General features: G+C 70.1%; 12 protein-coding genes and 1 tRNA gene. 7 read left to right on the forward strand and 6 right to left on the reverse strand.

The window, feature by feature from the left end:
* Nucleotide 1: 1 nt before the first annotated feature.
* The 6 genes from ACXJKD_RS17835 to upp form a co-directional block, all read right to left on the reverse strand.
* On the reverse strand, nucleotides 2–1,489 hold the full coding sequence (locus ACXJKD_RS17835; RefSeq protein WP_457256105.1) for an amino acid permease: 1,488 nt from the start codon (nucleotides 1,487–1,489) through the stop codon (nucleotides 2–4).
* A gap of 162 nt (nucleotides 1,490–1,651) precedes the next feature.
* Nucleotides 1,652–3,934 (reverse strand): catalase/peroxidase HPI, encoded by a 2,283-nt coding sequence (gene katG, locus ACXJKD_RS17840; protein ID WP_457256107.1) that lies wholly within the window; start codon nucleotides 3,932–3,934, stop codon nucleotides 1,652–1,654.
* Nucleotides 3,931–4,395: a Fur family transcriptional regulator gene (locus tag ACXJKD_RS17845; protein ID WP_457256108.1), complete on the reverse strand. Its 465-nt coding sequence runs from the start codon at nucleotides 4,393–4,395 to the stop codon at nucleotides 3,931–3,933. Before ACXJKD_RS17845 ends, katG begins: the two co-directional genes overlap by 4 nt.
* A 146-nt stretch (nucleotides 4,396–4,541) precedes the next feature.
* A complete protein-coding gene (locus tag ACXJKD_RS17850) occupies nucleotides 4,542–5,348 on the reverse strand; it encodes a PH domain-containing protein (RefSeq protein ID WP_457256110.1) in 807 nt (268 codons plus the stop codon).
* A gap of 5 nt (nucleotides 5,349–5,353) precedes the next feature.
* Nucleotides 5,354–5,524 carry a hypothetical protein gene (locus tag ACXJKD_RS17855; RefSeq protein WP_457256111.1) on the reverse strand — a complete coding sequence of 57 codons (171 nt, stop codon included), beginning with the start codon at nucleotides 5,522–5,524 and terminating at the stop codon, nucleotides 5,354–5,356.
* A gap of 147 nt (nucleotides 5,525–5,671) precedes the next feature.
* Nucleotides 5,672–6,310 carry a uracil phosphoribosyltransferase gene (upp, locus tag ACXJKD_RS17860; protein ID WP_457256113.1) on the reverse strand — a complete coding sequence of 213 codons (639 nt, stop codon included), beginning with the start codon at nucleotides 6,308–6,310 and terminating at the stop codon, nucleotides 5,672–5,674.
* A gap of 64 nt (nucleotides 6,311–6,374) precedes the next feature.
* Between upp and ACXJKD_RS17865 the strand changes: the two genes are divergently transcribed.
* The 7 genes from ACXJKD_RS17865 (at nucleotide 6,375) to ACXJKD_RS17895 (ending at nucleotide 14,022) form a co-directional block, all read left to right on the forward strand.
* Complete coding sequence (locus tag ACXJKD_RS17865; protein ID WP_457256412.1) at nucleotides 6,375–6,842, forward strand: nucleoside deaminase; 468 nt, start codon at nucleotides 6,375–6,377, stop codon at nucleotides 6,840–6,842.
* Entirely contained in the window at nucleotides 6,839–7,471 is a 633-nt protein-coding gene (locus ACXJKD_RS17870) for a DedA family protein (RefSeq protein WP_457256114.1), read from the forward strand. The genes ACXJKD_RS17865 and ACXJKD_RS17870 overlap by 4 nt, the downstream gene beginning before the upstream one ends.
* Nucleotides 7,472–7,620: 149 nt before the next feature.
* A complete protein-coding gene (locus tag ACXJKD_RS17875; protein WP_457256116.1) occupies nucleotides 7,621–8,646 on the forward strand; it encodes a metallophosphoesterase in 1,026 nt (341 codons plus the stop codon).
* Nucleotides 8,647–8,709: 63 nt separating this feature from the next.
* A tRNA-Ser gene (locus ACXJKD_RS17880) sits at nucleotides 8,710–8,799 on the forward strand.
* 176 nt (nucleotides 8,800–8,975) lie between these two features.
* Complete coding sequence (locus tag ACXJKD_RS17885) at nucleotides 8,976–9,815, forward strand: pyruvate, water dikinase regulatory protein (RefSeq protein ID WP_457256117.1); 840 nt, start codon at nucleotides 8,976–8,978, stop codon at nucleotides 9,813–9,815.
* Between the two features lie 30 nt (nucleotides 9,816–9,845).
* Nucleotides 9,846–12,290, forward strand: a complete 2,445-nt coding sequence (gene ppsA, locus ACXJKD_RS17890) for a phosphoenolpyruvate synthase (RefSeq protein WP_457256119.1) — start codon at nucleotides 9,846–9,848, stop codon at nucleotides 12,288–12,290.
* Nucleotides 12,291–12,480: 190 nt separating this feature from the next.
* Nucleotides 12,481–14,022: a DEAD/DEAH box helicase gene (locus ACXJKD_RS17895; RefSeq protein WP_457256121.1), complete on the forward strand. Its 1,542-nt coding sequence runs from the start codon at nucleotides 12,481–12,483 to the stop codon at nucleotides 14,020–14,022.
* Nucleotides 14,023–14,097: the final 75 nt, after the last annotated feature.

Genomic DNA, 14,097 nt, shown 5'->3' on the forward strand with positions numbered 1-14,097 from the left:
CTCAGGTGCTGGTCATGCTGGGGAGCTCGCCCTCCTTGGGGTTCCCCGACAACCGGCTGCTGCGGTAGCCGTAGGCGAAGTAGATGAGGAAGCCGAGCGCCATCCAGATGAGGAACCGGATCCAGGTCTCGACCGGCAGGGTCAGCATGAGGTAGCCGCAGATCGCCGCGGACACCCACGGGACGACCGGCGAGAACGGCACCCGGAACGGCCGCTGGAGGTCGGGGCGGCGCCTGCGCAGGACGGGGACGGCCAGGGAGACGAGGAAGAAGGCCGACAGCGTCCCGATGTTGATCATGAACTCCAGCTTGCCGACCGGCGTCAGTGCCGCGACGAGGGCCACGACCACCCCGACGATGACCGTGATCCGCAGCGGGGTGCCGGTGCGGTGGTTGGTCTTGCCGAGCCATGGCGGCAGCAGCCAGTCACGGGACATCGCGAAGACCACGCGGGACGTCCCGATCAGCAGGGTCATCACCACCGTCGTCAGACCCGCCACGGCGCCCGCGGAGATGAGGGTGGCGTAGCCGGACTTCCCGACGGTCTCGAAGGCCGTGGCCAGGGACGCCTCGGTGGACAGCTGGTCGTAGCGCACCATGCCCGTGAGGACGATCGCCACGGTGCAGTAGAGGACGGTGCAGATGACGAGCGAGGCGATGATGCCGATCGGCAGGTCGCGCTTGGGGTTCTTGGCCTCCTCGGCGGTGGTCGCGACGACGTCGAAGCCGATGTAGGCGAAGAACACCAGCGAGGCCGCAGCCAGGATGCCGGGGATGCCGAAGTGCGAGGGGGCGAAGCCGAAGGCCCACTCGATGAGGGGCGACTCGAGCGTCCCCTTCGCCTTCGCGGGCTGCGCGGGTGGGATGAACGGCGAGTAGTTGGCCGACTTGATGAAGCCGATGCCGGCCACGATGACGAACAGGACGATGAAGACCTTGAGGGCCACGAGGACCAGGTTGACGCGCAGGGACTCCTTGATGCCGATGCTCACCAGGACGCTCAGCACGACGACCAGAACGAAGGCCGGCAGGTCGAAGTGGGAGCCGTAGCCCACGGACTCGGGGATCGTGAACCCGAGGTGGTCGAGGAACACGCCGAGGTAGGCCGACCACCCCTGGGCCACCACGCTGGCCCCGAGCATGAGCTCGAGCAGCAGGTCCCACCCGATGATCCAGGCGATGATCTCGCCGAGGCTGGCATAGGAGAACGTGTAGGCGGACCCGCTGATGGGGATCGACGACGCGAACTCGGCGTAGCACAGCGCCGCCAGGCCGCAGCAGACCGCGGCGACGACGAAGGAGAGGACCACGGACGGCCCGGCGAGCTCCTTGGCAGCACGCCCGGCGACCGTGAAGATCCCGGCGCCGATGACCACGCCGACCCCAAACACGGTGAGGTCCAGTGCGGTGAGCCGCTTCTTCAGCTGGTACTCGGGCTCGTCCCCGTCTCGCATCGACTGCTCGATCGACTTGGTCCTCAGGATCGACATGGCCACGCCTCCGGGTCGCTCGGGTCAGCCGCGCGCGCGGCCCGATTCGAGCCAACCTAGCGTCGGTGGCTGCAGTGTGCCCATCGGCGGTCCTGCACACGAGACGTCCGGGCCGACCCCAATACAGGGGCCGACCCGGACGGCGTGGTGGTGCGGTGCGGCTCAGGCCAGGTCGAAGCGGTCCACCTCCATGACCTTGGTCCACGCGGCGACGAAATCGCGCACGAAGCGGTCCTGCGCGTCGGCGCTGGCGTAGACCTCGGCGATCGCGCGCAGCTGCGAGTTCGAGCCGAAGACGAGGTCCACGGGGGTCGCCGTCCAGCGGACGTCACCAGAGGCCAGGTCACGGATCTCGAAGACATCGGGATCGGACGCCGACGCCTTCCACTCCGTCCCTGCGGCCAGCAGGTTGACGAGCACGTCGTTGCTCAACGCACCGGCGCGGTCGGTGAGGACACCGTGCGGCGCGTCGGCGGACGTGATCCCCAGCGAGCGCAGGCCTGCCACCAGCACCGTCATCTCGGGTGCCGACAGCCCCAGCATGTAGGCGCGGTCCAGCAGCAGCGTCTCCGGCTGCAGCTTCGCGCCGGGCCGGACGTAGTTGCGGAACCCGTCGGCGCGGGGCTCGAGGACGGCGAACGACTCGACGTCGGTCTGCTCCTGGGATGCGTCGGTGCGCCCGGGGTGGAAGGGGACCGTCACCTCGACACCGGCGACCCGCGCCGCCTGCTCCACGGCTGCCGCGCCACCGAGGACGATGAGGTCGGCGAGGGACACCCGCTTGCTCCCGTCCTGGCGTTCGTTGAATTCGGCCTGCACGCGCTCCAGCGCTTCGAGCGCCCGGGCCAGCTCCTCGGGCCGGTTGACCTCCCAGCTGCGCTGCGGCTCGAGCCGCAGGCGCGCGCCGTTGGCGCCACCGCGCTTGTCGGTGCTGCGGAACGTGGCCGCCGACGCCCAGGCCGTGCTCGCCAGCTGCGACACCGTGAGCCCGGAGTCGAGCAGCGCCGTCTTGAGCGCCTCGACGTCGTCAGCGTCCACGAGCTCGTGCTCGACCGTGGGCACCGGGTCCTGCCACAACTGCGGCTCAGGCACCCAGGGGCCGAGATAACGCGAGATGGGGCCCATGTCACGGTGGAGCAGCTTGTACCAGGCCTTGGCGAAGGCCGTGGCGAACTCGTCGGGGTGCTCGAGGAAGCGGCGCGAGATCTTCTCGTAGGCCGGGTCGAAACGGAGAGCCAGGTCGCTGGTCAGCATGGTGGGCCGACGCTTCGGCGAGTCCGCGGTGGGACCGGGGATGACCTCCTCGGCGTCCTTGGCGACCCACTGCCAGGCGCCGGCCGGGCTCTTCTCCAGCTCCCACTCGTGGCCGAAGAGGAACTCGAAGAAGTCGTTGCTCCACTGCACCGGGGTGCGGGTCCACGTGACCTCGAGGCCGGAGGTGATGGCGTCCGCGCCCTTGCCGCTGCCGTAGGTGCTGCGCCAGCCGAGGCCCTGCTCCTCGAGCGGCGAGCCCTCGGGCTCGGGGCCGACGAGGCTCGGGTCACCGGCGCCGTGCGTCTTGCCGAACGTGTGGCCGCCGGCGATGAGCGCGACGGTCTCCTCGTCGTTCATCGCCATGCGGCGGAACGTCTCGCGGATGTCGCGGGCTGAGGCCACTGGGTCGGGGTTGCCGTTGGGGCCCTCGGGGTTGACGTAGATGAGGCCCATCTGGACCGCGCCGAGCGAGTCCTCGAGCTGGCGTTCGCCGCTGTAGCGCTCGTCGCCGAGCCAGGTGTCCTCCGGGCCCCAGAAGATCTCCTCGGGCTCCCAGACGTCCTCGCGACCGAAGCCGAATCCGAAGGTCTCGAAGCCCATGTCCTCGAGTGCGACGTTACCCGCGAGCACGAGCAGGTCGGCCCACGAGATCTGCTGGCCGTACTTCTGCTTGACCGGCCAGAGCAGCCGCCGGGCCTTGTCGAGGTTGCCGTTGTCGGGCCAGCTGTTGAGCGGCGCGAACCGCTGGCCGCCGTCACCGGCGCCACCGCGTCCGTCGTAGATGCGGTAGGTGCCGGCCGCGTGCCAGCTGAGACGGATCATGAGGCCGCCGTAGTGGCCGAAGTCGGCGGGCCACCAGTCCTGGGAGGTGCGTAGCACCTCGACGACGTCGCGCTTGAGCGCCTCGAGGTCGAGCTGCTCGAACTCGCGGCGGTAGTCGAAGTCGCTGCCGAGCGGGTTGCTGCGCGGGCTGTGGGCGTGCAGCACCGACAGGTCGAGGGCGTTGGGCCACCAATCCTGGAGCGTCCGTGGGCGGCCGCCGGTCCGGGGCTGGGGCGAGTCGAGGGCCGGGTTCTCGCTCTCGCTGCCCTGTGCCGACGCCGAGTCGTGCATGACAGGGCACCCGCCCTCGGCCTTGCGGTCCACCCCCTGCGGGCTCTCGGGTGCGCTGGGGTCGTGGCTGTCGGTCATGGGTGCGTCCTTCCGGGCGTCGCGGGTTGTTCCTCGGGGGTGGTGGTCGCGCACGAGGGGCAGGTGCCCCAGTAGACGACCTCCGCCTCGTCGACCACGAAGCCGTGGTCGACGGAGGCGGTGAGACAGGGGGCGTGGCCGACGGCGCAGTCGACGTCGGCGATGGCGCCGCACGAGCGGCAGACGACGTGGTGGTGGTTGTCGCCCACGCGGGACTCGTAGCGCGCGACGGAGCCAGACGGCTGGATGCGCCGCAGGAGGCGGGCCTCGGTGAGGGCGCGCAGGACGTCGTAGACGGCCTGGTGCGAGACGTCGCCGAGTCCGGCCCGCACGGCGCCGATGATCGTGTCGGTGTCGGCGTGGGGGTGGTCGTGCACTGCGCTCAGCACCGCGACCCGAGGCCGGGTCACCCGCAGCTCGGCCCCGCGCAGGGACTGCTCGAGCTCGACGGGGGTGGGCACGGCCCTAGGCTGGCGCATTGTCTTGAACGAGTCAAGAAAACGTCTGGCGACTGAGACGCCCTTCCCGACTCCTGGCCACCCATGCCGCACGAAGGTGCCGAATCCGGCGTCGGGTGGGCCACCGCTGGCCAGGAGTGCGGGGTGGGTCAGTCGTCGGCGAGGTCGCGCGGGTGCCGCTGCCTGATCGGGATGGGACCGGTGTCGGCGCTGCGGTCCCGGGCGCGCAGGTCAGGGCTGCGGTAGAGCGACCCCTGGCCCCGCGGAGCCGGGGACGGCGGCGCGGCGGGGCTGTGCCGCGGGTCGTCCCACCCGGCATACGGGTCGGGAAGGCCGCCACCCGAGCGCGCTCCTCGCGACGGACCGCCGCCGGACGGCGGGTCGTCCCAGCCGTCGTCCGGTCCGTCGAACGGCTGGTCGTACGGGTCGCCGTAGGGGTCGTCGAACGGGTTGCGGTCGCCGACCCCGAAGATCTCGGAGCAGATCACGCGGTAGTGGTGGTCGGGGTCGGGAACGAAGGTGACCTTGTGGAGCGCCTGGTCCTGGCCGGCGGACTCGAGCACGAACCGGCCGTAGCCGAAGATCCGCCCCGGCACCGACCGCTCGTAGGCCATGTCGGTGACCTTGGTCAGCGGCATCATCGGCACGCGCCGGGTGACGAAGCCGTGGAACAGCAGCAGTCGCTTGTCGGTGGCGATGAACCAGTCGTGCCGCCAGTTGACGACCTCCCAGCCCGCGCGCAGCACGAGCGCGAACCAGGCCCACCACGCCAGCGTGCTGAGCAGCCCGAGCTCGGGGGCCACCGTGGCGTCGAGCCATCCCGCGACGATGAGCCCGGCCAGGGCGGACCCGACCGGCTCGGCGACCCGACCCCAGTGCTGGTGGATCGCGAAGACGATGCGTTCCCCGTCGACCAGGTAGCGGTCGATCTCGCCGCGGCTGGGCGTGGGGCCCATGGTGCCTACCGGCGGCCGAGCAGGGCGTCGAAGAAGTTGCCGATGTTGCGGACGCCGTCGGCGAGCATGCTCCACGACGTCCTGACGATGTCGGCTGCCTGGTCCGGAGACGTGAAGATGGCGTAGGCGGCGAACGCGACGAGGACCCACAGCAGGATCTTCTTCACGCGCGTCATGCTCGGCTCCTCGGGAGGTCAGGGGTCAGTTCGCAGGGTGGGCGCGCCTGTCAGGCGCACCACTGGGTCCATCCTGACCGATGGCATCGGCCGAACGGGTGAGGCGCGCCGCGCGGCCCGGCCACGCGGCATACCCGGTAGGTCGGGTCAGACGACGCCGTAGAGGCGGTCACCCGCATCTCCCAGCCCGGGCACGATGTAGCCCTTGTCGTTGAGCTTCTCGTCGAGGGCGCCGGTGACGATCGTGATCGGGATGTCGAGGTCGGCCAGCGACTCCTCGACGTGCTTGATCCCCTCCGGAGCCGCCAAGAGCGTGACGGCGGTGATGTCGTCAGCGCCGCGGTCGGCGAGGTAGCGGATGGCGTCGACGAGGGTGCCACCCGTCGCGAGCATCGGGTCGACGACGTAGCACTGGCGACCCCTGAGGTCGTCGGGCAGCCGGTTGGCGTAGGTGATCGCCTCGAGCGTCTCCTCGTTGCGCTGCATGCCCAGGAAGCCCACCTCGGCGCTCGGCAGCAGGCGCACCATGCCCTCCAGCATGCCCAGTCCGGCGCGCAGGATCGGGACGATGAGCGGCTTGGGGTTGGACAGCTTGATCCCCGTGGTCGGAGCCACCGGCGTCTCGATGTCGAACGGCTCGACGCGCACGTCGCGGGTGGCCTCGTAGGCGAGCAGGGTGACCAGCTCCTCGGCCAGCCGCCGGAAGGTCGGGCTGTCCGTGCGCTTGTCGCGCAGGTAGGTCAGCTTGTGCGTGATGAGCGGGTGGTCGGCAACGTGGACGCGCATAGGCGAAACTTAGCGCGTGACCTCCACCCGCGGACCCTCGGTCGATGAGCGGTATGCCGCGTGGATGGGCCTCGCGCTCGACCTCGCCGCCGCAGCGGGGCGCGACGGCGACGTCCCGGTCGGGGCCGTCGTGGTGTCGCCGTCGGGTGAGGTGGTCGGTGAGGGGCGCAACCTGCGTGAGGTCGAGGGCGACCCGACCGCGCACGCAGAGGTCGTCGCGCTCCGGGCCGCCGCGCGAGCGCTCGGGGAGTGGCGGCTCGAGGACTGCACGCTCGTCGTCACGCTCGAGCCGTGCCCGATGTGCGCCGGCGCCCTGATGCTCTCGCGGATCTCGCGGCTGGTGCTCGGCGCGTGGGACCCCAAGCTCGGGGCCACCGGTTCGGTGTGGGACATCGTGCGTGACCGGCGGGCGACCCACCGGGTCGAGGTGGTCGGTGGCGTGCGGGCCTCAGAGTGTTCTCAGTTGCTGCTGTCATTCTTCGAGGGGCACCGCAACGGCGGCGCCGTCGAGCGGCCGGGGGAGCGCGCGTGAGCGGGATCATCAACAGCCTGGTCAACCAGGTGCTGGGTTCGCCGCCGTGGCTGGTCTACGTCATCATCGCGCTGGTGGTCTTCGCCGAGGACGCGTTGTTCGTCGGGTTCGTGCTGCCCGGCGAGACGCTCGCCATCATCGGCGGGGTGACCGCCAGCCTGGGCCACACGTCGCTGGCGTGGGTGCTGGTCGTCGTCATCCTGGCGGCGATCATCGGCGACTCGGTGGGCTACGAGATCGGGCGGCTGTTCGGGCCGCGAGTCATGGGGCTGAAGATCCTGGAGCGGCGTCGGGAGAAGCTTGACTCGGCGCAGGAGTTCCTGCGGCGCAGGGGTGGGTCGGCGGTCTTCCTCGGGCGGTGGACCGCGTTCTTCCGGGCCGTCATGCCGGCGCTCGCGGGGTTGTCGGGCATGCGCTACCGCGTGTTCCTCCCGTGGAACGCGATCGGCGGAATCGCTTGGGGCGCAACGGCTGTCACCGCGGGCTACCTTGCCGGTGAGTCCTACCACCGGGTCGAGAAGTGGCTGGGGCGTGGCGCTGCCGGGATCGTCGCGCTGATCGTCGTGGTGGCTATCGCCGTGTGGGTGGTCCGCCGCCACCGCGCGGAGTCCACCGCCCGTTCGAGGTAATTCGGGACCCGATTCCGGTCGCGGATTACCTCGAATGCCGAGGGATCCAGCCACATCTCCGCCTGAGTTCACCCGATGGCCACCCTGCAGTGCGTCGCCAGTTCACCTGACGGGTGGAGAACTCTTCTGTCCCCTCTGACAGGAGCCCCATGCGTCGTCACCTCGCCCTCGCCACCACCTGCGCCACTGCGGTCATCGCGCTCGTCTCGCTCACCGCGCCCACGGCGCAGGCCGTCGACGGCCAGCTGAAGTCGGGTCACGAGACCTTCGCCGTCATCGGTGACGTCCCCTACGGCGCTGTTCAGGTGGCCAAGTTCCCCGGCTGGGTGGACCAGATCAACGCCGACCCCGACGTCGAGCTCACCTTCCACGTAGGAGACATCAAGAACGGCTCCAGCCGCTGTGATGACGCCTACTACCGGATGATCCGCACCCAGTTCGACCGGTTCGCCGATCCACTGGTCTACACGCCGGGCGACAACGAGTGGACCGACTGTCATCGAGCCAACAACGGGGCCTACCAGCCCCTCGAGCGCCTCGCCTTCGACCGTTCGGTGTTCTTCGACAAGCCGGGGACGACGCTCGGCGCGCCGACGCCGGTGTCGGTGCCGGACGCGGCATACCCGGAGAACGTGTCCCTGCGGCACGCGGGAGTGGACTTCGCGGTGCTGCACGTCGTGGGGTCGAACAACGACCTGCAGCCCTGGACGGGGATCGGCAACACGACGGCGACGCCGGCCCAGGTCTCGGAGGAGGAGGCCCGCATGGCGGCCTCGATCTCGCTGCTGCGCAGCACCTTCGCCGACGCTCGCACGCGGCACGACCGGGCCGTCGTCGTGCTCCAGCAGGCCGACATGTTCGACCCGACCTTCACCCCCACCCCGCAGGACATCTCGGCGTTCCAGCCCCTGGTCCAAGCCCTGGTCGACGAGACGAACGCCTTCCCGGGTGATGTCTACCTCGTCAACGGTGACTCGCACATCTACAACTCGGACCGCCCCTTGGCGCCGGGGTCGGTGTGGCTGACGCGCTACGGCGTCACGGGATCCGCCGCCGGCCTGGAGCGGATCACGGTCGACGGCTCCGACAACAACAAGGACTGGCTCAAGGTGACCATCAACCGCCCGGGTGCTGCCGGCACGCTGAGCTGGACCCGGGTTCCCTACTCGGGCTAGCGCCTCGCGTCAGCGTCTCGGGGCGATTTCGTCGGCGTCGGCCGCTCTAGTAACCTGCTCCGCGGTGGCGTGTCCGAGCGGCCTAAGGAGCACGCCTCGAAAGCGTGTGTGGGTGAAAGCCCACCGTGGGTTCAAATCCCACCGCCACCGCCAAAACCGAGAAGGACCCGACAGTGATCTGTCGGGTCCTTCGTCGTGCGGCCCCACGCGAAGGCGGCCCATTGCCCGCTGCCGAGGGTCGCGTGCGGCCCTGGCCCTCAGGGGCTCTGCCAACTGCCCGACCTGCCGGCTGGCTGTCCAAGGCGGCCGCGGCATGGAACGGTGGGGGCGTGATCCCCGAGCCTGCTGCGATAGTCGCCCCCACGCCGGTGTTCTTCCTCGCCGGCGGCACGGGCATCTCGGCGGAGACACTGGGCAACCTCATGCTGGCGCAGTTCCCCAGCCTCACGTTCGCGCGCCGCAAGATCCCGTTCATCACGACGGTGGAGCAGGCGCGCGCGGTGGTGCTGGAGCTCGACGCGGCCACGACTGACTCGGTGACCGCGCTGGTCTTCTCGACCGTCTCGGACGAGGAGATCCGCAAGGAGCTGCAACGCACGGAGTGCGCGTTCATCGACCTGTTCGGCTCGCACCTCGACACGGTCGAGCGGGTGCTGCACGTCAACGCCACCCACGGCGTCGGTGCACTCCACGGAGTCGGCGACACCCGTCGCTACGACCTCCGGATGAAGGCGATCGAGTTCGCGATGGAGCACGACGACGGCGCCAGCCTGCGCAACCTCGAGCAGGCCGACCTGATCCTCGTGGCGCCCTCGCGGTGCGGCAAGACCCCGACCTCCATGTACCTCGCCCTCCAGCACGGCCTCAAGGTCGCCAACTACCCACTGGTCCCCGAGGACTTCGACACCGACGCCCTGCCGCGGCCGGTCAGGGAGCTCGGCGCGAAGTGCTTCGGACTGCTCTCGACGCCCGCCCGGCTCAGCCAGGTGAGGGGGGAGCGACGGCCGGGTTCGACGTATGCCAGTCTCGCCCAGTGCAGCTACGAGCTGCGCCGCGCCGAGGCGCTCTACCGGCTGCACCGCATACCGTCGATCAACTCCGCCTCGATGTCGGTGGAGGAGATGGCGGCGGTCATCATGCAGACCAGCCGTCTGGGCAACCTTGCCTGAGTCAGTGTCACCATGAAGGACAGCGTCACCATGAAGCACAGCGTCACCATCGCGGCCTCGCCGCCTGTCGAAAGGATCGCCGTGAGCGGCAACATCTCCTGGTTCAAGGACCTCGGGTTGGGCGACGTCGAGTCCGTGGGCGGCAAGAACGCCTCCCTCGGCGAGATGGTGCAACACCTCTCGAAGGCGGGGGTGCGTGTCCCCGACGGGTTCGCCACGACCGCAGACGCCTACCGCCGCTTCCTGGCGCACGAAGGTCTGGCCGACCGGATCAGTGCGACGCTGGCCGGCCTCGACGTCGAGGACACCCGGGCGCTCGCGGAGGCCGGCGCCCAGATCCGCGACCTCGTGGAGGAGCAGCCGTTCCCCGAGGACCTCGAGACCGACATCCGTGCGGCCTACGTGGAGCTCGTGGCCGGCGCCCCCGGCGAGGTGACCTGGGCGGTGCGGTCGAGCGCCACGGCCGAGGACATGCCCGACGCGTCGTTCGCGGGGCAGCAGGAGACCTTCCTCAACGTCTTGGGGATCGACAACATCCTGCTGGCCATCAAGAAGGTGTTCGCCTCCCTCTACAACGACCGCGCGATCGCCTACCGCGTGCACAGCAGCTACGACCACGACGTCGTCGCCCTCTCAGCCGGGATCCAGCGGATGGTGCGCTCCGACATCGGCTCGTCGGGTGTGATGTTCACCATCGACACCGAGTCCGGCTTCCCCGACGCCGTCTTCGTCACCAGCAGCTACGGCCTCGGCGAAGCGGTCGTCCAGGGTGCCGTGAACCCCGACGAGTTCTACGTCTACAAGCCCGCCCTGCGCGCCGGCCGCCCCGCCATCCTCAAGCGCGGCGTCGGCAGCAAGGCCACCAAGATGGTCTACACGCAGGACTCTGCGGTGGGTCGCTCGATCGACTTCGTGCCCGTCGACGAGGCCGAGCGTGGGCGCCTCAGCCTCACCGACGACGAGGTCACCGAGCTCGCCCAGCACGCCCTCAAGATCGAGGAGCACTACGGCCGGGCGATGGACATCGAGTGGGGCAAGGACGGAGTCGACGGCCAGCTGTACATCCTGCAGGCGCGCCCCGAGACGGTGAAGTCACGGCAGTCGGGCTCCACGCTCCAGCGGTTCCGGATGGACGAGCCGATGAGCGGGCGCGGCGAGGTCCTGGTCGAGGGTCGCGCGATCGGCCAGAAGATCGGCGCCGGTGCGGTGCGGGTGCTGACCAGTGCCGAGTCGATGCACGAGTTCCAGCCGGGCGAGGTGCTCGTCGCCGACATGACCGACCCCGACTGGGAGCCGGTCATGAAGCGCGCCAGCGCGATCGTCACCAACCGCGGCGGCCGCACCTGCCACGCCGCGATCATCGCCCGCGAGCTCGGCATCCCCGCCGTCGTCGGCACCGGCTCGGCGACGACCACGCTGAGCGACGGCCAGGAGGTCACCGTCTCCGCCGCCGAGGGTGACACCGGTCTGGTCTACGACGGGCTGCAGAAGTTCTCGGTCACCGAGACCGCCCTCGACGACATGCCCGACGTGGAGGTCAAGATCATGATGAACGTCGGCACCCCCGACCAGGCCTTCGAGTTCTCTCGCTTGCCGCACAAGGGAATCGGGCTCGCGCGGCTCGAGTTCATCATCAACCGCCAGATCGGCATCCACCCGCGCGCGCTGCTCGAGCTCGACGACCAGGAGCCCGCGATCAAGGCGGAGATCGAGGCGCTCATCGCGGCCTACGACAGCCCGCGCGACTACTTCGTCAAGCGCGTCGCCGAGGGGGTCTCGATGCTCGCGGCGGCTTTCGCGCCGGAGCCGGTGATCGTGCGGATGAGTGACTTCAAGTCCAACGAGTACGCCCACATGCTCGGCGGCGAGCGGTACGAGCCGGACGAGGAGAACCCGATGATCGGGTACCGCGGCGCCGCGCGGTACCTGTCCGACGACTTCGCCGAGTGCTTCGCCATGGAGTGCGAGGCGCTGCGGCTGGTGCGCGACGAGATGGGGCTGACCAACGTCAAGGTGATGATCCCGTTCGTCCGCACGCTCAAGGAGGCCGAAGGCGTCATCGACCTGCTCGGGCAGAACGGCCTGAAGCGTGGGGAGAACGACCTGCAGGTCGTGATGATGTGCGAGGTCCCCTCGAACGCCGTCAATGCCGACGCCTTCCTCGACCACTTCGACGGCTTCTCCATCGGGTCGAACGACCTCACCCAGCTGACCCTCGGGCTCGACCGTGACTCCGCCTTGGTGGCAGGTGGCTTCGACGAGCGCGACCCCGCGGTGAAGAAGATGCTGACCATGGCGATCGAGGCGTGCCGGGCGAGGGGCAAGTACGTCGGCATCTGCGGCCAGGGACCCTCGGACCACCCGGACCTCGCGGACTGGCTCATGGACCAAGGGATCGAGTCGATGTCGCTCAACCCCGACACCGTCGTCGAGACCTGGCTGCGCCTCGCCCGGAGGTCGCCGGAGCCCGCCTAGCCAGGTCTGGCCGAATGGGCGATTCGGGAATGAACGCCCGGGCCGATAGGGTTGCAACCACTGCGTGCGCACCGTCGTGCACGCCAGGTCGTCTGCTCCGCGCCCCAACTACTGGTTGGCGCCGTCAGCTCACAGGTTCGTGAGTGGTCCAGCATCTTCGGCCACTCCCTACTGCTGATGAGAGTTTTCCGTGTCCTCGCACACCGTGTCCTTGAACCGCGCCCCCGCGCCGCTGCCCTTTGCCGACCTCGGCATCCACCCCCGCGTCATCGCGGCCCTGAAGGAACGCGGCATCGACACGCCGTTCCCGATCCAGGCCGCGACGCTCCCTGACTCGCTTGCCGGTCGCGACGTCCTCGGCCGCGGCCGCACCGGCAGCGGCAAGACCGTGGCGTTCGCGCTGCCGATGGTCTCCGCCCTGGCCAAGTCAGGTCGTCGTCGCGCGCCGCACACCCCGCGTGCCCTCGTGCTGGTCCCGACCCGTGAGCTGGCGATCCAGGTCGCCGAGACGGTGACCCCGCTCGCCGCCGCGCTCGAGCTGCGCACCATGACCATCTTCGGTGGCGTGGGCCAGAACCCGCAGGTCTCCGCGCTCCGCCGCGGGATCGACATCGTCATCGCGACCCCGGGTCGCCTCGAGGACCTCATCGGCCAGGGCCACGTGCGCCTGGGTGACATCGAGGTCACCGTTCTCGACGAGGCCGACCACATGGCCGACCTCGGGTTCCTCCCCGCGGTGAAGCGCCTCCTCGACGCGACTCCGCGCGACGGGCAGCGACTGCTCTTCTCCGCGACGCTCGACAACGCGATCGACCAGCTGGTCAAGCGCTACCTGCACAACCCCGTCACGCACAGCGTCGACAGCGCCGCGTCGCCCGTCCCCGCGATGACCCACCACCTGTTCAACGTGAGCCGCGACAACAAGCCGGCCGTCGTGCGCGAGCTCGTTGCAGGACAAGGCCGCACGCTCGCCTTCACCCGCACCAAGCACGCCGCCAAGAAGCTGGCCAAGCAGCTCACGGCCTCGGGCATCCCCGCGGTCGACCTGCACGGCAACCTGTCCCAGGCCGCCCGCCAGCGCAACCTCGCCGCCTTCAGCGAGGGCCACAGCCGCGTCCTCGTGGCGACCGACATCGCGGCCCGTGGCATCCATGTCGACGACGTCACCCTCGTCGTGCACGTGGACCCGCCGGCCGAGCACAAGGCCTACCTGCACCGCTCGGGCCGCACCGCCCGCGCCGGCGCCGAGGGCGTCGTGGTCACCGTCAGCACCCCCGAGGAGCGCGGCGACACCCGCACCCTCATGCGTCAGGCCGGGATCAAGCCGACCGCCGTCGACGTCACCCCCGGCCACCCGGCCATCGGCGACCTGACCGGACCGGCGGCCGACCTCGTCACGCCGGCCCCTGTGGTCGAGCAGTCGAACAGTGGCAACGGCGGACGCTCGCAGCGTGGTCGTGGCGGCTCCAGCCAACCTCGCCAGCAGGGTGGCGCCGGCCGCGCCTCGGGCGGCGCCGGTCGCGCCTCGGGCGGCAGCGCTCGTGGTCGTCGCGGTGGCTCGCAGTCGTCGAGCACCGAGTCCTACCGCACCGAGACTCCGAGGTCGGGCGGCTCGCAGGGCGCCCGCTCGCAGTCGTCGCGCGGCGGCGCGCGGCAGGGTGGCGGCTCGCAGGGCACCTCCCGTTCCGGTGGCGGCATCGCCGCCTTCTCCGCGGGTCGCCGGGGGCGCTGAGCCCGCGCACGCCGGGGCACACGGCATACCGGTTGGTGTGACCCTGGGTCGCACGTCGTCCATCCGCACGCAAGG

This window comes from Pedococcus sp. P5_B7 (assembly GCF_054049895.1).

Coding starts and splice junctions, on each gene's coding strand:
- ACXJKD_RS17865 (WP_457256412.1), top strand. CDS start 6,375: ATGGGCCTCGCGCTCGACCTCGCCGCCGCAGCGGGGCGCGACGGCGAC.
- ACXJKD_RS17875 (WP_457256116.1), top strand. CDS start 7,621: ATGCGTCGTCACCTCGCCCTCGCCACCACCTGCGCCACTGCGGTCATC.
- ACXJKD_RS17855 (WP_457256111.1), bottom strand. CDS start 5,524: ATGACGCGCGTGAAGAAGATCCTGCTGTGGGTCCTCGTCGCGTTCGCC.
- ppsA (WP_457256119.1), top strand. CDS start 9,846: ATGAAGCACAGCGTCACCATCGCGGCCTCGCCGCCTGTCGAAAGGATC.
- upp (WP_457256113.1), bottom strand. CDS start 6,310: ATGCGCGTCCACGTTGCCGACCACCCGCTCATCACGCACAAGCTGACC.
- ACXJKD_RS17835 (WP_457256105.1), bottom strand. CDS start 1,489: ATGTCGATCCTGAGGACCAAGTCGATCGAGCAGTCGATGCGAGACGGG.
- katG (WP_457256107.1), bottom strand. CDS start 3,934: ATGACCGACAGCCACGACCCCAGCGCACCCGAGAGCCCGCAGGGGGTG.
- ACXJKD_RS17850 (WP_457256110.1), bottom strand. CDS start 5,348: ATGGGCCCCACGCCCAGCCGCGGCGAGATCGACCGCTACCTGGTCGAC.